Genomic DNA, 18,804 nt, shown 5'->3' with positions numbered 1-18,804 from the left:
GATATTTTCTGTGATCCGGGTTGTTATTTAGTAAATAGCGACGATAAATTTCAACGCCCTCCCCCACTCGGATTACTCCCAATTTATTACTCCATTTAATTGCAGCTAAACAATTACCCCTATTATTTATTCCAGCTTACTATGTTAAAAATGGAGTAACAGCATGTTTCATAACAGCATATTATTTTACATAGCAGACTTGTTTTATTCCTAAGTTAAATCGGATTTTTCAAACTTTCGTATGAACAAAAACACCCCGTGCAAGGCTTATTTTTCTACTTACACTGACTAATACGCACTCGGCGTTTTAACTGGTGGAGAAGAATCATGACTTCTAATAACGTTAGCCACTTAAGCATTATTGCAGTGGCAGTACTGATTGCATTCTCACTCTCTGCCTGTAGCGGTAGCGGCGGGGGTTCTCATTCAACGGCTAAAAATGGCACGACCCAGGGCGGGGGTTCCGGCGGTGGCGGTACAGGTGGTGGTGGTGGCGGTACAGGTGGCGGCGGTACTGGCGGTGGTGGCACCGGCGGCGGGTCAACCGCCAGCAACGCAGGAAATAACATCCTCGGCGATGCGGGTGAAGCGGTCTCTGGCGTAGGTGACACGCTGGGCGGTCTGGGTAGCCAGCTGGCAACGAGCACCGGCAACAACCCGGTGACTTCCACCATTTCAACCACCGTAAGCGGGGTGGGTAACGCCGTCGACACGCTGGGAACCGGCGTCACGAACGGCGTGGGTAATTCATCCAATGCCAACGGCGTCGGGACAACGCTTCAGGGAACGACCAGCACCGTCACCGTATTAGGCAATACCGTGTCCGGCGTGGGGAGTAACCTCTCAACCAGCACATCGGGAACACCGGTCGCTGGGGTGACGGGCGTTGTAGGTAATGTCGTCAACAGCGCGGGCCAGATTGTCAGCAGCACCGGCAGCGGATTGACCAGCACGCTGCAAAGCCCTGGTGCGACAGCCGCAACAACGGGCGTCACCTCAGTGGTCAATAATACGCTGGGCGGCGTACAGGGCGTGACGCAAGGCGTCGGCTCTGCCACCGGTCTTGGTACCCCGGTTAATGGCCTGCTGACACAAGTCGGCACCTCCGTTAGCGGCGTGGGCAACCAGGTCGGAACATCATCTCCAACCTTGGGCGGCGTAGGGCAGGTGGTCTCCAGCGTCGGTAATATCGTCACCGATGCAGGCGGCCTGGTGAAACCTACCGGCACACAAACGGGCAGCGGTGGCCTGCTGGCGAGCAACTCTCTAGGCTCAACGCTTAATACCACCGTAACCTCCCTGACCGGCAGTCTGAACGTCAGCACATCGGCCAGCGCGAGTGCCAGCGGTAGCGCAACTGGCAGCAGCACCACAACAACCAGTCCTGCTGGTGGATTATCTGGTTTGCTCGGCGGGTTAAGCGGTAGAAAATAAGCTATATATTTATTAATGCTTTCCGTGCCCCCGCAATGGGGGCACGTTTTTCAGCAGCATAACAATAATCATCCTTGCACAATAAAATACACAAGGAATGCGTCATGAAAACTACCCTGGTTTATGCGCTATCGGGGGTCGTTCTGCTTAATATGGCCAGAGCCGACACATTACCCGCGTTAATTGACCCGAATAACCCCGCTAAAGCGGAACATAACAGCACCCCACAAACGCCACCTGCCGCCGCCCCTAGTTTAACCGTCAGCGTTCCCAAAAATAAATTAACCCCTGAAACGCTGATTAAAGTCGATCATATTCAATTTATTGGCGGCACGGTTTATCCGTTAAAAGAGTTATTACAACCTTTTGCTCCTTATGCGCATAAACAGGTTCCTTTAAAAACAATCATTGGGATCGTTAACGATATTACATTGCGTTATCGAGCCGATGGCTACCCGCTCTCTTATGCCTGGCTGCCGGATAACAATTATCAGGACGGTACTATCAAGATAGTGTTGGTCGAAGGTTACGTCGCCCACAGCGATATTCAGAGTAACAACCCCAATATTGCGGAACGCTTAAAGCGATTAGCCGCCAAAATCATGGCAGAGAAGCCGCTGACCCAAGCCACCTTTGACCGCTATACCCAGCTGATGACACGCACTCCTGGCGTCACCGTCGATGCCAACGCGCAGCTACCGCAGAATATTTATGGCGCCGCTGCTATGCAGGCCAAAAGCATCCAGCCGCACATCTGGGACATCTCATCAACGCTCGACACGCGCCGTAACCAGAATATGGCGTTCGTCAACGGCTCGCTGAGTAACCTCACCAGCTATGGCGATCAGTTGGGCATTGCGACCCTTATCCCGCTGGATAGCTCAACGCGTAAATCATACCTGGGGATGAACTACCAACAGTTCCTGAGCGATGAAGGGCTGATGATGCAGCTAAAAGGCAGTTTTTATCGCGATAATCCGCGCGACTATTCGCGGTTACTGACCTTCACCGACGGTTATCTCGATTCCCGCCAAAAAACCACCCAATACAATGGCGGCGCAACCTTCAGCTATCCGGTTGTCCTCACCGGCAAACAGCAGTTCAACATTAACGGTGGGATGGATTACACCGACAGACGCAACGATAACAACATCCGCGCAATTTTGAATGATGAAACGCTGGGGGATGCAACGCAAAAAACGCATGTCCGTTACCCGGCACTTGAATTCGGTATGAATGGTTTCCAGGCATTTGAGCGGGCCAGCATTAACGGTAAATTGACGTTACGTCAGGGTATTAACGCGGGATCGTTAGCCGACTCGGCCCCCATCCAGGGCAACGATCTGTCGTTTACGTTGTGGAAAAGTAATATCGACGCGGCCTGGATGGTAACCGATACCTGGCGCCTGTCGACATCAATGGAAGGGGATTGGTCGGATAACGATCTTCCTGAACCTGAACGCGTGAGCTTCGGTGCCCAACGTTTTGGTCGCGGCTATCAGGACGGCGAGGCCAGCGGCGATTACGGTTACGGCGGGCAGGTCGAAGTGCGTTATCTGCACCAGCGTAAGGAGAGTACCTGGATTGCCACCGTTCAGCCTTACGTTCTGGCCGATACCGCGCAGACCTGGTTCAACACCCAGGGACTGCCTCATCAACGGCTGGCATCCGTGGCCACCGGCGTGATGTTTGGCGATAACAAACACTACAGCCTGACGGTAGAAGCGGCGCGCCCGGTCGGCGATTTACCGACCGATAGCCATAAGCGCGACTGGCGCTATAGCCTGACGCTAAGCTGGAACTTCAACAACCTACATTAGTTTCGGCGTAGCAGCCTGCCCAACATCGACACAGGCCAGCGCCTGCGTTGGGCAAGCTGCCACGCAGGCGGGGCCTTCTTCGCGATGGCGGCATAAATCACACTTGATAGCCTGTGGTCGCGACTGCTGCACGGCCACGGTCATCGCCCCAAACGGGCATGCCAGCATACAGCTTTTACATCCGATACAACGCGCCTGATCGACACGAACATAGCCCTTTTCCCGACTAATAGCGCCGGTCGGACAGACGTTGCCACACGGGGCATCTTCACAGTGATGGCAGGTTACCGCCGTCGAAAAGGTATCCCCCTTCACCACCCGAATACGGGGAAGAAAAGCATCCCGCGATACGCTGGCGCACGCTTGCTGCGCCTGATGAGCCACCACGCAGGCCACTTCACAGGTACGACAGCCAATACACTTTAGGGAATCAGCGACAATAAACGGGTTCATTCTCCACTCCGCTGTGGGGGATAAACGCTAAGAGTGCCAGAGCTCGCCATAGCCCTGCTTTGATCCGACGTGGGTCCGGCGCATTTTTTGTTCATTGCCACAGGCAATTCAGGCATTTGCCTCAGGCCGAATTGATATGTTCCTTACAATACCGCCGCTTCCACGCGGCGGGCGTCAGCCCGGTATGCTTGCGAAAGATCTGGCGGAAATACCCCACATCAGCAAACCCACACTGCTCAGCCACTTCCTTGAGCGAACGCGCATGATTACTCAGGAGTTTCTCTGCTGCCCGTACCCGCTGGCGGTGAATTGCCTCTGTCAGAGTCAGATGGAATACCCGCCGGTACACTCTCCCCAGATAGTCGGCATTACAATGCAGCTCTTTCGCCAGCATCGAGGTCGAGAGCGGTAAATGGTAACGAGTACGAATCAGCTGTTGGGCACGCCATGCCAATGCCGCGCCGCCTTCATCCTTCGGTTCCTCTGTTTGCGCCGATAAAGAAATATGCTGCAAAATCAGCAGCAAAATAAACTCGAGCGAGGCATTGCGTTGAATCTTTTCCTGCTCGTTGAGGAACTGTCGAAACAGGGTCATTAAATACTGCGGGTCATGCAGCGTAGTCTGCTGAGGAATAGCAAGTTGGGTAACGAGTGAGTGTGGCTGCACCGGCGTATTCACTTCAAAATGTAGCCAATAGAACTTCAGGTCTGCGGGAAAATCTTCAACACCAACATGTCGACGTCCCGGCCACAGTAGCAAGCTATCACCGGCACAGACGTGAAAAATACGATCATCTTCCTGAATCGTTAATGTCCCCTTTTCGACAAAAATAATCTCCCATGAGCGCAACCGACGCGCAGGATGACGACCAACGCCTCGGGAGATAAATAAACCCCCGTTTTGAACCTTAATCGGAAGCGCTATGGATAGATTGAGCATAGATATTAAAAATCCCGCTTATTCATGAGATAAAAATAAAGTTTCTATTTGATTATTAACGATAAATACACCAGCGAACGATCACCTTCACACTTTCCTTATCAAGTCGGAATTACCCTCTTTTTATACTTCTTTATGACCTTGTTGGTCATCCTTTTCCAGGCAAAATTAAACAGGTCATAACATTAAAAAATAACCCTACTGAAAAGAGCCATCTCCACATTGCGAGGAGTACCCCATGACCGCTACACCCATAACCACCAGCGAGATTGTGCCGGGTTCACTGGACGATAAACTATCGATTCGGGAAAAAATCGGCTACGGTCTCGGCGATGCAGGTGGTACCGTTATTACCTGCCTCATCATGAATTTCCTGACTTTTTTCTATACCGATGTCTTCGGTCTCACGCCGGCACTGGTCGGTACCCTTTTTCTGGTGCTACGCGTTTTTGATGCCATTTCCGATCCCATCATGGGCGTACTTGCCGACCGTACCCAGAGCCGCTGGGGACGCTTCCGCCCTTGGCAGCTGTGGATTGCGGTACCCATTGCCATTATTGGCGTGCTGACTTTTACCGTTCCGGACGCCAGCATGGGGGTCAAAATCGCTTGGGCTTTCGGCACGTATTTACTGCTGTCGGTGAGCTATACCGCTATCAATGTTCCCTACTGTGCGCTCATCAACACTATGACCACGCGCCACAGCGAAGTGATCTCCTGCCAGGCGTGGCGCTTCGTGCTGTGCGGCGTGGCCGGTTTTCTGGTCTCCGTCGGTCTGCCCTGGCTGGTGAGAGCGCTCGGCCAGGGTAACACCGCGCAAGGTTATCAATACGGCGTCGGCGTACTCTGTACGATTGCTGCCGTCATGTTCCTGTGCTGCTTCTTCTGGGTTCGCGAGCGCGTATCGCTGGATATGATGGGGAAATTTACCCTTCGTGAACACATTGCCGGGCTGCGTAAAAATGATCAGCTGCTGCTCATGCTGGTGATGTCATTCCTGCTGATCAACGTCTTTAATAATCGCGGCGGCGGCTACATGTACTTCATCACCTACGTACTGGGCGGCTCTACCGGCTACACATCGCTATTCTTCACGATGGTGACCTTTGCCTCCATTTTTGGCTCGGTGATTATAAACCTGCTCTCTCGCCGCTTTGATACCGTCAAACTTTACTACTACACCAACCTGATACTGGCCGCACTCGCCGTTGGCATGTGGTTCTTACCTACCGGGCCTGCTTATCAAACGCTCTGGCTGGTCATCATCCTCGGCAACGGCATCATTCTCGGCTTCACCCTGCCGCTGCACTTCTCACTGATGGCTTTCGCCGATGACTACGGTGAATGGAAAACCGGCGTTCGCTCATCCGGTATGAACTTCGCCTTTAACCTGCTCTTCATCAAGCTCGCCTGGGCATCAAGTGCCGGTATTATCAGCCTGGTCTTTATCTATGTGGCTTATCAGCCGGGTGCGGGAAATCAGACCGCCGAATCTCTGACAGGGATCACCACCATGGAAACCCTGCTACCCGCCCTCTTCCACCTGCTGCTGGCGTTCTCCATTCGCGCCTGCCGACTCAATAATCCTATGATGGCGCGTATTGCAACCGATCTTCGCGCCCGTCACGTTCAGTCTTGAGGAGTTTGTTATGTCCGTTATGGAAGTCAGTCTGCATACATTAAAAGTGAACGACCCGTTTTTCGCCCAGTATCAGCAGCTGGTTCGCGATGTGGTGATCCCCTATCAGTGGGATGCACTGAACGACCGTATCGACGACACAGAACCGAGCCACGCGATTGAAAACTTTCGCATCGCCGCCGGCCTGCAAGACGGTGAGTTTTACGGGATGGTATTTCAGGACAGCGATGTGGCGAAATGGCTGGAAGCCGTTGCCTGGTCCCTATGTCAGAAACCGGATGCCGAGTTAGAAAAAACCGCCGACGAGGTGATTGAACTGGTGGCTGCCGCCCAATGCGACGATGGCTATCTCAATACTTACTTTACGGTCAAAGCCCCACAGGAACGCTGGACAAACCTGGCCGAATGTCACGAACTCTACTGCGCAGGCCATATGATTGAAGCAGGTGTCGCTTTCTTCCAGGCGACCGGCAAACGGCGTCTGCTGGAGGTCGTCTGCCGTCTATCCGACCACATCTATCAGGTCTTCGGCACCGGGGATAACCAGATCCACGGCTATCCGGGTCATCCGGAAATAGAGCTAGCGTTGATGCGCCTATATGAAGTCACGCAGGAACCTCGCTACCTGGCTCTGGTGAACTACTTCGTTGAAGAACGCGGTAAGCAGCCGCACTTCTACGACCATGAGTATGAAAAGCGCGGTAAAACTTCCTACTGGAACACCTACGGCACCGCGTGGATGGTGAAAGATAAGCCCTACAGCCAGGCACACCAGCCTATTGCCGAACAGCAAACGGCTATCGGCCATGCGGTGCGTTTCGTCTACCTGATGACCGGCGTCGCGCACCTCGCCCGCTTGAGCAACGATGAAAGCAAACGCCAGGACTGCCTACGGCTATGGAATAACATGGCCCAGCGTCAGCTCTACATTACCGGCGGTATTGGTTCCCAGAGTAGCGGTGAAGCTTTTAGCAGCGACTACGACCTGCCGAACGACACGGTCTATGCCGAAAGCTGCGCATCGATTGGCCTGATGATGTTTGCTCGCCGAATGCTGGAAATGGAAGGTGATAGCCAGTATGCCGACGTGATGGAACGCGCACTGTATAACACCGTGCTCGGCGGCATGGCGCTGGATGGTAAGCACTTCTTCTACGTGAACCCGTTGGAAGTCCATCCCAACACCCTGAAGTTTAACCACATCTACGATCACGTGAAGCCGGTTCGTCAGCGCTGGTTCGGCTGCGCCTGCTGCCCGCCGAACATCGCGCGCGTGCTGACCTCTATCGGCCACTATATCTACACCCAGCGTGATGACGCACTGTTTGTTAACCTCTATATCGGCAATAGTACAGAAGTGCCGGTAGGCGAACAGACGCTGCGACTACGTCTCAGCGGCAACTATCCGTGGCAGGATCAGGTCAAGATCGTGATTGATTCCCCGGATCCGATTACCCACACGCTGGCGCTGCGTCTGCCGGACTGGTGTACGAATCCGCATGTCGCGCTAAATGGCCGCGATGTGGCGGGGACGGTGAAGAAAGGTTATCTGCACATCAATCACACCTGGCGCAAAGGCGATACCTTAACCCTGACGCTACCGATGCCGGTACGGCGGGTCTACGGGAATCCACTGGTTCGCCACGTCGCCGGGAAAGTGGCGATTCAGCGCGGGCCGTTGGTTTACTGTCTGGAGCAGGCCGACAACGGAGAAGAGCTGCATAACCTGTGGCTACCGGAAACCGCACCGTTTACCGTGCTGGAAGGCAAAGGGATTTTTGCCCACAAAGTGCTGCTACAGGCGCAAGGGGTTAAGCGCACGGCGCAAAACCCGGAACAGCAATCGCTGTGGCATTACGATACCGCTCCCACAACGTCACAGGGACATACCCTGACTTTTATCCCTTGGTTTAGCTGGGCGAATCGGGGTGAAGGTGAGATGCGTATATGGGTTAATGAAGGGAAATAAAGCCCCCTTCAGCCCGGCAGGATCCTCTTGCCGGGTCTGAAAGATTCAGCCATGATGCAGACAGAGAGTTAACCATCACCATGAGGAATCAGTATGAGCAAGGATGTCCCTCCTGTCGTCAGTATCAAACGCGTCAAAGCCTCCATCATCTACCGCCTGATGCTTATCGGCCTTGCGGTGCCAATGCTGATTTTTAGCTTATTTTGCGGTGTGATGGGGATTTTCGGTTACGACATGGTGAAGTGGAACGACGAATCCATCCACGGCATTCTTGCCCTGCCGGTGGCGCTGTTTAGCGGCCTGATGGTCACGGTATTCTTTACGGCATTCCTGGGCTCCATCATCTGCCTCGGCCTGTGGATTTACAGCCGTTTCCGACCGCTGCAGGTCAAAACATTTGATTAAGCAGCAGGCCCGGCAAGCACAACGCTACCGGGCCCATTATTAACTCAGAACAACCCCAACGGTTTATCCGAATAGCTCACCAGCAGACATTTTGTCTGTTGATAATGCTCCAGCATCATTTTGTGGGTTTCGCGCCCAATACCAGACTGCTTATAGCCGCCAAACGCCGCGTGAGCAGGATACGCGTGATAGCAATTGGTCCACACGCGCCCGGCCTGAATACCACGCCCCATTTTATACGCCAGATTACCGTTACGACTCCAGACACCCGCCCCCAGGCCATATTGCGTATCGTTAGCCAGCGCCAGCGCTTCCTCCACGGTTTTGAAGGTCGTTACCGCCAGCACAGGGCCAAAGATTTCTTCCTGGAAGACGCGCATGTTGTTTTGACCAAACAGGATAGTCGGCTCAAGGTAATAGCCATCCTTCAACTCGCCGTCCAGAAGCTTACGCCGCCCGCCGGTTAACACATCGGCACCTTCTTTTTTGCCGATATCAATGTAATTGAGGATGGTTTCCATCTGCCCCTGTGAGACCTGCGCGCCCATTTGCGTTACCGCATCCAACGGGTTCCCGCTGCGAATACGCTCTACCCGGCGAATTGCACGTTCCATAAAACGCTCGTAGATCGACTCATGCACCAGCGCACGGCTTGGGCAGGTACAAACTTCACCCTGGTTAAATGCAAACAGGGCAAAGCCCTCCAGCGCTTTATCAAAGAAAGTATCTTCCTCGTCCATGACGTCGGCGAAGAAAATGTTTGGCGATTTACCGCCCAACTCCAGGGTTACCGGAATGATGTTTTGCGTGGCGTACTGCATGATTTGCTGGCCGACTTCCGTTGAGCCGGTAAAGGCGACTTTGGCGATCCGTTTGGAGGTCGCCAGATATTCACCAATTTCGCCACCCGCACCGTTCACCACGTTAATCACGCCCGGCGGCAGCAGGTCACCAATAATCTCCATCAGCAGCAGTACGGACAGCGGCGTTAACCGCGCGGGTTTGAGCACAATGCAGTTACCCGCGGCCAGCGCAGGTGCCATTTTCCAGCTCGCCATCAGCAGCGGGAAGTTCCACGGGATAATCTGCGCCACCACGCCCAGCGGTTCGTGGAAGTGATAAGCCACGGTGTCTTTATCAACCTCACTGATACCGCCTTCCTGCGCGCGGATACAGGAAGCAAAGTAGCGGAAATGGTCGATGGCCAGCGGCACGTCAGCGCCGTTGGTTTCGCGAATCGGTTTACCGTTATCCCAGGTTTCAGCCGTGGCCAATAGCTCCAGGTTTTGCTCCATGCGATCGGCAATTTTCAACAGAACCGCAGCGCGATCCTGTACGGACGTCTGCGCCCATTTATCCTTCGCGCGATGCGCGGCATCCAGCGCCAGGTCGATATCGCGCGTCCCTGACGAGGCGACTTCACACAATAGCTGGCCGGTGACTGGCGTGAGGTTTTTGTAGTATTCACCATCAACCGGAGCGACCCAATCGCCGCCGATAAAGTTGTCGTAGCGTGCTTTCAATTTAAAAGGAAAACCATATTCGCCGGGCTGGATACGTGATGAAGGGGGGTTATTGGTCATGACCATCTCCTTGCTGTGGGAATACTACAAAGGTAGACTGGCCTGGCGAAATATTCGCCAGCAGGTTACAGCTTTACGACTGCGGTCACGTTATCCGCAGCGCCTTTTAAGGAGATATAATGGAACAACAGATCCCCGGCGTTGAGGTGTTATTTGTGGCCGGTTTTGGCCCTATCACGCGCAGCACGAATACCAGCGCCGCATTTTATCAGACCGCGTTAGGTCTACCGCTCAAAGCAATGGAGGGGAACGAGGAGTACCTGCTGACAGACGTTGACCAACTGAAGGGCGTGAAACATTTTGCACTCTGGCCGCTGTCACAGGCAGCAACTTCGTGTTTTGGTCAGGAACAATGGCCCGCTGACCTGCCTATCCCTCAAGCGTGGATTGAGTTTGAAGTCCGTGATATTGAAGCCGCCACCCAGGCGCTGCTCACTCAGGGCTACACATTATTAATCGCTAACCGTATGGAACCGTGGGGGCAATCGGTGACGCGCTTGCTGAGTCCTGAAGGTTTACTGACTGGGGTGACGATTACCCCGTGGCTACGTGAAGGATTTGAGAACAGGGCGTGACGGAAACATCATCTAATACGGCCTACAAATCATACGATTCGTAGGCCGTTTCACTCTTCGCGGTTAATTACATCGCCGCGCGGAAAATCGCCATAATTTCGTCGTGCGTGGCCTGAATCGGGTTGGTAAAGCCGCAGGCATCTTTCAGCGCGTTAGTGGCCAGAACAGGAATGTCCTCTTCTTTTACATTCAGATCGCGCAGACCCGCCGGAATGTTCACCTTACGCGCCAGTTTGCGAATGGCGTCGATACAGGCCTGTGCGCCCTGATCATTGCTCATTGCACTCACATCAATGCCCATCGCATGGCCACAATCACGCAGACGCGCGGCCGCCACTTTGCTGTTGAACACCTGTACGTGCGGCAGCAGCACGGCATTACACACGCCATGCGGCAGATCGTAGAAGCCACCCAGTTGGTGCGCCATCGCATGGACATAACCCAGCGATGCGTTGTTGAACGCCATCCCTGCCAGGAACTGCGCGTAGGCCATCGCTTCGCGTGCTTCGCTGTTGCTGCCGTTTTCCACCGCCGTTGGCAGATTTTCGACAATCATGGTGATCGCTTTCAGCGCGCAGGCATCGGTAATCGGGGTCGCGGCAATAGACACATAAGCTTCAATGGCGTGGGTCAGCGCATCCATACCGGTCGCTGCGGTCAGCCCTTTCGGCATTCCTTCCATCAGGGAAGAGTCGTTGACGGACAGAACAGGCGTCACGTGCTTATCCACAATCGCCATTTTGATATGACGCGTCACGTCGGTGATGATGCAAAAACGAGTCATTTCAGACGCCGTACCCGCCGTGGTGTTGATGGCAACCATCGGCAACTGTGGCTTGGCAGAGCGGTCAACGCCTTCATAATCGCGGATATGACCACCGTTCGCGGCAACCAGCGCGATACCTTTTGCACAGTCGTGTGGAGAACCACCGCCCAGTGAAATCACACAGTCACAATTATGGGCACGAAGCAGCTTCAGACCCTCCTCGACGTTGACCGTGGTTGGGTTCGGGTGTGTTCCATCAAAAACGACGCTCTGAATATCATATCCCTGAAGGCGTTTTTGAATATCACCCACAACGCCCAGCTTATTCAGAACTGCGTCGGTCACAATTAAGGCATGGCGATAGCCATATTCTTTCATTGTATTCATTGCATCATTTAATGCGCCATTACCGATAACATTCACTGATGGAATGAAGAAAGTGGATGCAGCCATGATAGTTCCTTTATTTAGTAAGCAGGCCACGAGAGTAGAGGAATAGAGAATGTGAAAATATGATCATCATTGCATTTTCACCGTTCGAAAAAATAAAAAGCACGCTAGGTTAAGATTCCTAACGTGCTGATTATTAATTAATATGTTTTTGTATTCAGAATGATATATTTTTTACATTAATTGTTAATTTTTATTATCCGGAAACAGTAATGCATCGCGCAATAAATGATCATTTCCACGGCGACGCGTGAAACCAATACGGTTGAAATATTCCAGGATCTGAATAGCTAATTTACGGCCCACATTCAGTTTATCGCGGAAATCAGCCGCGCAGGTCGAGCCTTTTTCCAGATCGAGTTCACGAATCATACTGGCAAACGCGACAATACGGTCATTACGATAATAGCGATCTTTCACTATTGCAGTAATCATCCCCTGCTGCGCCGCCAGACGTAGTACAACGCGCATGGTGTTCTCATCCGTACCGGTTTGGGTCGCCAGGTCTCGTACCCACCACGGTTCATCGCCAAACAGCGGCTCGGCTTTCAGCCAGATAGCCTGTTGCTCATCGGTCAAACCCGCTTTGTGATCCGGCAGATGCAGCCAGCCGTGATGGCTGGCAATCGTACCGCTTTCGCGCATCCGCTCAATCAGCGTCAGTACCAGCGCCTCTTCTTCCATCGGCAGAGCGATGCGGCGTAAGCGCTCGCGTCCAGGGCCTGGTTCATCTTTATGCTGCTCGTGGTAAACCGCCAGCGCGTCTAATAGCTTGCGCTGCCAGCGTGCCGCCAGCGGCGCATCCAGAAGGCTATCGCCGGCAAGAATAAAGCCTGGCTGCGCAATCAACTGTTGCAGCCCCAAAGGACTCAACTGGCGCGCCCAGCTAAACTCGCCGAGTTTCACCGCATCACGGGAAAGATGTACCGCCAGCGCCTGTGCATCATCCTTTGCCAGCGCCAGCGCGGCAATCCACGCCAGATATTCCGCCTTGCGTTTACCGCGCCGCGGTGAATTCAGCGTCACCACCCGAGCGCCCGCCAGCGTTACTTTGGCCGAGATATCGCGCAGCACAAGCCGGTCGTTATCGGCCAGCCACAGCGGCGCATCGAGGACCAGCTCCGCCAGATTATTTTCCAGCAGCGAAACGCGTCCGGTGATATGACTCGCCGCATGGTGGATATGCAGCGGCTGCCATTGGCTAAGCGGAGTATGGCTTTGCAGCTCGACAATAATCCGTTCGGACGGCGCAGGCGGTTCTTCCGAAAGCAACCAATCACCTCGGCTCAGGTCGTCTTTTTCCGCCGCGCCGACAATATTGAGCGCAATACGCTGTCCGCCGTGCGCCTGTTCTACCGGCTGGTTCTGCGCATGCAGACCACGCACGCGCATTGGCGTGTTCTTACCGGTCAACCATAGCGTATCGCCGACGCGTACATCACCCGACAGCGCCGTCCCGGTCACCACTAAACCCGCACCTTTGACGGTAAACGCGCGGTCAATCGCCAGACGGAAACGCTGGTGCGTCAAGTGTTCACGGGCAGAAAGCTGACGCAGATGGTCGCGCAGCGCGTCAATACCGATATTTTCCGTCGCCGCCGTTTCAAACAAGGTCGCGTCTTCGAAGCCATACTCACGCAGGACGTCAGTAATTTCACGGCGAACCTCATTGATGCGTTCAGCATCCACGCGGTCGGTTTTGGTGAGCGCCACGGTGAGCGTTGGATTACCGGTCAGCTGCAGGATCGCCAGATGTTCACGCGTTTGCGCCATCACGCCGTCATCACACGCCACCACCAGCAGGGCATGATCGATCCCCCCCACGCCCGCCAGCATATTTGAGAGAAACTTTTCATGGCCTGGCACATCGATAAAACCCAGTACGCGTCCGTCCACCTGCGGCCAGTAGGCGTACCCTAAATCGATGGTCATGCCGCGGGATTTCTCTTCCGGCAGGCGATCGGCGTTAATACCGGTAATCGCCTGCAGCAGGGTGGTTTTGCCGTGGTCAACGTGCCCGGCGGTGGCAATAATCATTTCAACAACATCTCCAGAAAACGAGGTTCATCTTCAAGGCAGCGTAAATCGAGCCACAGACGACCATCATAAATTCGCCCGATAACCGGGATAGGCAGGCTGCGCCAGCGGGTCGACAGCGCTTCCAGCTGACTCCCTCGACCGTCGAGCGGCGTCAGCGCGATTGCCGCACTAGGCAGGCTTTCTGACGGCAGTGAACCACTGCCAATTTGCGACGCGCACGGCATCACCTGCACGGAAAATTCATCGCCATAGCGTGCAGCCAGCGGTTCGCGTAAGCGTTCGGCCTGCTGCTGAATGTCTTGCGCACTGCGGCTCAACAGCCGCAGTGTTGGCAGTTCTGCCGCCAGTTTTTCAGGATTAAGATACAAGCGCAACGTAGCGTCCAGTGCGGCCAGAGTCATTTTATCCACCCGCAGCGCACGCTTGAGCGGGTGCTGCTGTAGCTGGGCAATTAACGCTTTTTTCCCGACGATAATGCCCGCCTGCGGGCCACCTAGCAGTTTGTCACCGGAGAAGCTCACCAGGCTCACGCCCGCAGCAATCATCTCCTGTGGCATCGGTTCTTTCGGCAGGCCGTAGCGGCTGAGATCGACCAGCGAACCACTGCCCAGATCGGCAACGACAGGCACATCCAGCTCGCGGCCCATTGCCGCCAGCTCAGCTTCATCCACCGATTTGGTAAAGCCTTCAATGCTGTAGTTGCTGGTGTGTACCTTCATCAGCAGCCCGGTGTTGTCGTTCACCGCCTGGCGATAATCTTTTGCGTGAGTGCGGTTGGTCGTGCCCACTTCATGTAGCACGCAGCCAGCCTGACGCATGACGTCGGGAATGCGAAACGCGCCGCCAATCTCCACCAGCTCGCCACGGGAAACCACAACCTCTTTGCCCGCTGCCGTCGCTGCCAGCATCAGCAACACCGCGGCGGCATTGTTATTGACGATGCAAGCATCTTCCGCTCCGGTTAAACGGCACAGCAAATCCGCCAGCGCGCGATCGCGATGACCGCGCCCCGCGCCGTCCAAATCATATTCCAGCGTCACCGGGTCGCGCATCGCCTGCGTGACGGCTTCAATTGCCGACTGCGACTGCTGTGCACGCCCCAGATTGGTGTGCAACACGGTTCCCGTCAGGTTAATCACCGGGCGCAGTGCGCTCTGGGCATCTTGCTGTAAACGGCTCGCTGTTTCCTGCGCCCAGTCCCCGCACCATGCGGGCAGCGTTTGCTGTTCGCGGATGCTCAGGCGAGCTTCATCCTGCATCTGACGAAGCCGTTCCACTACCTGCGAATGGCCGTGGACATCAAGTAGATGGGCGAATGCAGGATCGCGAAGTAAGCGGTCGGTTGCGGGAAGCTGGCTGTAGAGCGAACGGTTTTCGGTAGTCATGGATAGGCCTGACGGTTAAATGTTACCCCTCCCGGCCGAGAGGGAGTCATAGAAAGGATTGTACAATGTACAGCGGCTTAGCGTTATAGCGTTCAATCAAGCCTTTGGCGGTTCGGTGCGCGCAAAACTTTCGCGCAGGAAGAGCGTTTCCACCAGCTTCACCAGGTTTGGGCGATCGACACACCAGCCCGGGGCGATACGGCGGAAGTTGAGATAGCCAATGGCGCAGGCAATGGCTATCGTCGCGAGGTTAAGGGTGTCGGTTTTTAGTGTGCCGTCGCCGAGGTAGCTTTCCAGCGCATCAAGGCTGCGGCTAATTTTTTGCCGCTGACGCAGCACTTCGGCTTCTGATTGCTGCGCGGCTGGACGCGCCAGCTCGCGCACGGAGGTCAGCCCGGCGTCCATAATACCGTCGGCCAACGCTTCAAGCTGACGGACTTTCAGCGCCGCCAGAGGATCGTGCGGCACCATTTCAGGCGCGACGCCAAGCTGCTCGATGTACTGCGCAATGATGGGGGAATCAAACCAGCTCTCGCCATCGTCGGTCACTAGCGCGGGGACTTTTCCCAGCGGGTTAAACTGCGCGACGCCGTTTTCCGCGTTGTAGGGCTGTTCATTGACAAACTCAAATGCTATCCCCTTCTCCAGTAAGAGGATTGAGATCTTACGCACAAACGGGCTGGTGTAGCTGCCGACCAGTTTCATCATTCTCTCCTTCGCGCCAACAAAGAGATCAGTATGGCTCAGGCCGCCGCATTCGCCCCCTGGTTTTTACCGGCCTAGTGATCCAGATAGAGATAATGCATCCAGCTGGTCATGCGCAGCAGCACCTTACGCATCACCGAAACGTGGGCGAAATGGTCAGAGTAAACCGCCACCTGAGCGTAGATACCGTCCGGGAGCGCATCGACATCGGCATTTGGATCCAAATCAATCAGCGCCAGAACGCCGTCGGTCCCCGGCACCACGGTTAACGACTGCAATGCTCCCTGCGCCTGATAGGAACCTCCAGGCACGACCGGCAGAATGCTCGACAACTTGCCATGGAAAACCTGCCCCGGTAGGGCGTTAAACACCACTTCCGCATCATCACCAGCCTCAAGACGCAACAGCGAATTCTGGCGGAACTGGGCGACAATCTGCCGTTTCTGATCGGGAATGAAGACCATCACCGGACGCAGTGGCAGCGCGGCGGCGTAAGTGCCCGGACGGATAAGAACCTGGGTAACGTAGCCATCACTCGGCGCACGGATAACGGTTTGGTCGAGGTTATACTTCGCCTCCGTAAGCTGTGCTCGCAGACTGACAATCTGCGACTGCTCGCCGTTAACCATGCTGTCTAACTGGCTTTGTATCTGCGCCTGTTCAGCCACAGAGCCTTTGACCATCGCATCCTGCGCCAGATAGTTTTGCCGCGCGTTATCAATATCGCTTTCTGAGAACGGATTGACCCGCGCCTGGCTGCCTTTTAAGTATCGCTGGTAATCTTTGTACAGGCGGTCTCGCTCCGCCGACACGCGGGTAGTATTGGCCTGCGCCTCAGATAATTGGCCTTTCAGCGTCTGCACATTGTGCGTCGCCGTAATCAAGTCCGCCTGTAGGCGATCGACCCGGGCCTGATAGCGCGTGGGATCAATTTTAAATAACACCTCACCCTTTTTGATCAGCTGGTTATTTTTATCCGTAACCTCGCTAACCACACCGGTGACCTGCGGCGTAATCGGAATCGAAATAACCGCTTTTTGCGCAGTAAAGGTATAAGGGTGGTTATAGTTCATTAATAAAATAAGCCCGCTAACCAAAAATATACCGCCTAACGCCGCCGTGGCCAGCGTCCATTGGTTTACCGGAATACGGAATATTTTAAATACCGCCCACGCCAGCGCGACATAGGTCAAAACAATCAGCAGATCCATGATTATTGCTCCGGCGTGTTCGTATCAGTTGAGGGACGAATTTCCGCAATCTTTTGCTCCAGCTCTGCGACCCGCCGAGAGAGCTGAGTTAGCGCGTCTTCACCCGTGGGCACTGGCTCTGGAGGCTGAACATGCGACTGCATTCCCCAACCGCGTTCAGGCTGATAGAGCGTGGCCCAAATCCATAAAAACGGCCAAATTACGTGCAGCGTAAATAGACTCACCCAACCTGCGGTATGAATAGCATCCGCATGAGGATGATTACGCTTTTTCGCAATCGTATAAGGAATATCGTGAATCATGATGATTCCGTAAAACAGAACCAGAAAGACGAAGATCAGCACACCCAACGCAAAATAGTTTAGAAACATACTTGCCTCAGAATTACGCTAATAAGAGTTATAGACCGGAGGCAGCCGCACGCAATCCAGGCTGATATTAGTGAAGATAATGTGCGTTGGTGATTTTCGCCATCATACCGAAGGGGAATTTTTACTTCTGGAGACTGGCCGAAATAATTGCTGGCAACGCCGGGGAGGCATTACCAGCAGGTGATGCTTTTCAGCGCATTACTTGTGCTGACTTTCCACTGGACGATACAGGTTACGGTAGTATTCCAGCCGGGACAGAAACATCTCCGCCTTGTCCTCGGGAATCTCTGAAGGGACCCGATCAGAATGTGACCGTTTTTTTAGATACTCCATAAACGCCTGGCTGGAGGCCATGAAATCTACCGCTTTATCGATGATTTGCGGTACGTTCTCACCCATTTTGCTCATTACGTGCCCTCCCGTTCATAAGACCTTTCTATAAGAATGGATAATCCCGCCGGAAGGGGTTGAGGAAAATGTGCGAATTTACATCAGTAATTTTCAAAAAAGCGATCAAGTTAACTATTTTATGAAATCGCAATGTTATTCAATACGTTATATACTTAGATTACTTACTATACCGCAAAGAAACCACCTCATTTTGTATAATTAACTACCAGAAATGAGCGACAACGCGCATACTAGGGCTTATTACGTCTATTTTATTATCAGATATCAGCAACATGAAAGAAATTGAAAAGAACGAAATCAAACGCCTGAGCGACCTGCTTGACGCCATCCGCCACCAGCAGGCAGCGCTGTCTCTGGTCGACAGCGCGGAGAAATACGCCGAGCTGGAAAGCGAAAAAGAAAAGCTCGAAACCGAAATCGCTCGACTGCGTGCAGTACATACACAAAAGCTGAGCAAAGAAGCGCAAAAGCTGGCGAAATTGCCGTTCAGCCGCGCCATCACCAAAAAAGAACAAGCGAACATGGGCGCGCTGAAAAAGAGCGTTCGTGGTTTAGTCGTTGTTCACCCCATGACCGCTCTGGGTCGTGAAATGGGTCTGCAGGTCATGACTGGGTTCGCCAAAAGCGAATTCTGATTCTCCCGCACC

The 18,804-nt window shown here is 53.9% G+C and carries 17 protein-coding genes; 7 read left to right on the top strand and 10 right to left on the bottom strand.

What is annotated here, in order from left to right; all coding sequences use genetic code 11:
- Nucleotides 1–327 precede the first annotated feature (327 nt).
- Together ABOC97_RS07265 and ABOC97_RS07260 are read left to right on the top strand one after the other, a co-directional pair.
- Entirely contained in the window at nt 328–1,434 is a 1,107-nt protein-coding gene (locus ABOC97_RS07265; RefSeq protein ID WP_349595742.1) for a collagen-like triple helix repeat-containing protein, read from the top strand.
- Nucleotides 1,435–1,538: 104 nt separating this feature from the next.
- Complete coding sequence (locus ABOC97_RS07260; protein ID WP_349595740.1) at nt 1,539–3,254, top strand: ShlB/FhaC/HecB family hemolysin secretion/activation protein; 1,716 nt, start codon at nt 1,539–1,541, stop codon at nt 3,252–3,254.
- Here the strand turns inward: ABOC97_RS07260 and ABOC97_RS07255 are convergent.
- Together ABOC97_RS07255 and ABOC97_RS07250 are read right to left on the bottom strand one after the other, a co-directional pair.
- Nucleotides 3,246–3,707, bottom strand: coding sequence for a 4Fe-4S dicluster domain-containing protein (locus ABOC97_RS07255; protein WP_349595738.1), 462 nt, complete (start codon nt 3,705–3,707; stop codon nt 3,246–3,248). The genes ABOC97_RS07260 and ABOC97_RS07255 overlap by 9 nt on opposite strands.
- 121 nt (nt 3,708–3,828) lie before the next feature.
- The gene (locus ABOC97_RS07250) at nt 3,829–4,647 is read right to left on the bottom strand and encodes an AraC family transcriptional regulator (protein ID WP_349595735.1); all 819 of its coding nucleotides are present in this window, start codon (nt 4,645–4,647) and stop codon (nt 3,829–3,831) included.
- 238 nt (nt 4,648–4,885) lie between these two features.
- Here ABOC97_RS07250 and ABOC97_RS07245 point away from each other — a divergent pair, with 238 nt between their 5' ends.
- From ABOC97_RS07245 to ABOC97_RS07235, 3 genes are all read left to right on the top strand, one after another.
- Nucleotides 4,886–6,286, top strand: coding sequence for an MFS transporter (locus ABOC97_RS07245; protein WP_349595732.1), 1,401 nt, complete (start codon nt 4,886–4,888; stop codon nt 6,284–6,286).
- Nucleotides 6,287–6,296: 10 nt separating this feature from the next.
- Nucleotides 6,297–8,255 carry a glycoside hydrolase family 127 protein gene (locus ABOC97_RS07240; RefSeq protein ID WP_349595729.1) on the top strand — a complete coding sequence of 653 codons (1,959 nt, stop codon included), beginning with the start codon at nt 6,297–6,299 and terminating at the stop codon, nt 8,253–8,255.
- 93 nt (nt 8,256–8,348) lie between these two features.
- Entirely contained in the window at nt 8,349–8,660 is a 312-nt protein-coding gene (locus tag ABOC97_RS07235) for a hypothetical protein (RefSeq protein WP_349595727.1), read from the top strand.
- Between the two features lie 44 nt (nt 8,661–8,704).
- Here ABOC97_RS07235 and exaC read toward each other — a convergent pair whose 3' ends face one another.
- The gene (gene exaC, locus ABOC97_RS07230; RefSeq protein WP_349595724.1) at nt 8,705–10,243 is read right to left on the bottom strand and encodes an acetaldehyde dehydrogenase ExaC; all 1,539 of its coding nucleotides are present in this window, start codon (nt 10,241–10,243) and stop codon (nt 8,705–8,707) included.
- 119 nt (nt 10,244–10,362) lie between these two features.
- Between exaC and ABOC97_RS07225 the strand changes: the two genes are divergently transcribed.
- Entirely contained in the window at nt 10,363–10,818 is a 456-nt protein-coding gene (locus ABOC97_RS07225; RefSeq protein ID WP_349595721.1) for a VOC family protein, read from the top strand.
- Nucleotides 10,819–10,885: 67 nt separating this feature from the next.
- Here the strand turns inward: ABOC97_RS07225 and yiaY are convergent, their stop codons facing one another.
- From yiaY to ABOC97_RS07190, 7 genes are all read right to left on the bottom strand, one after another.
- Complete coding sequence (yiaY, locus tag ABOC97_RS07220) at nt 10,886–12,037, bottom strand: L-threonine dehydrogenase (RefSeq protein WP_349595718.1); 1,152 nt, start codon at nt 12,035–12,037, stop codon at nt 10,886–10,888.
- A 183-nt stretch (nt 12,038–12,220) separates the two neighbouring features.
- Complete coding sequence (gene selB, locus ABOC97_RS07215) at nt 12,221–14,071, bottom strand: selenocysteine-specific translation elongation factor (RefSeq protein ID WP_349595715.1); 1,851 nt, start codon at nt 14,069–14,071, stop codon at nt 12,221–12,223.
- Nucleotides 14,068–15,459: an L-seryl-tRNA(Sec) selenium transferase gene (gene selA / locus ABOC97_RS07210; protein ID WP_349595713.1), complete on the bottom strand. Its 1,392-nt coding sequence runs from the start codon at nt 15,457–15,459 to the stop codon at nt 14,068–14,070. Before selA ends, selB begins: the two co-directional genes overlap by 4 nt.
- A gap of 96 nt (nt 15,460–15,555) precedes the next feature.
- Entirely contained in the window at nt 15,556–16,164 is a 609-nt protein-coding gene (locus ABOC97_RS07205) for a glutathione S-transferase (protein ID WP_349596055.1), read from the bottom strand.
- Nucleotides 16,165–16,238: 74 nt separating this feature from the next.
- Entirely contained in the window at nt 16,239–17,375 is a 1,137-nt protein-coding gene (locus tag ABOC97_RS07200) for an HlyD family secretion protein (RefSeq protein ID WP_349595710.1), read from the bottom strand.
- Between the two features lie 2 nt (nt 17,376–17,377).
- Complete coding sequence (locus tag ABOC97_RS07195; protein WP_349595707.1) at nt 17,378–17,746, bottom strand: DUF3302 domain-containing protein; 369 nt, start codon at nt 17,744–17,746, stop codon at nt 17,378–17,380.
- 198 nt (nt 17,747–17,944) lie between these two features.
- The gene (locus ABOC97_RS07190; RefSeq protein WP_349595704.1) at nt 17,945–18,154 is read right to left on the bottom strand and encodes a hypothetical protein; all 210 of its coding nucleotides are present in this window, start codon (nt 18,152–18,154) and stop codon (nt 17,945–17,947) included.
- Between the two features lie 275 nt (nt 18,155–18,429).
- On the opposite strand from ABOC97_RS07190, the gene ABOC97_RS07185 reads away from it, so the two are divergent.
- On the top strand, nt 18,430–18,792 hold the full coding sequence (locus tag ABOC97_RS07185; RefSeq protein WP_349595701.1) for a YibL family ribosome-associated protein: 363 nt from the start codon (nt 18,430–18,432) through the stop codon (nt 18,790–18,792).
- Nucleotides 18,793–18,804 lie beyond the last annotated feature (12 nt).

The sequence above is a fragment of the Kluyvera huaxiensis genome, from assembly GCF_040149365.1.
GTDB classification, from domain to species: Bacteria; Pseudomonadota; Gammaproteobacteria; order Enterobacterales; family Enterobacteriaceae; genus Kluyvera; species Kluyvera intermedia_A.
This window is presented reverse-complemented; position numbering and strand designations above follow the sequence as displayed.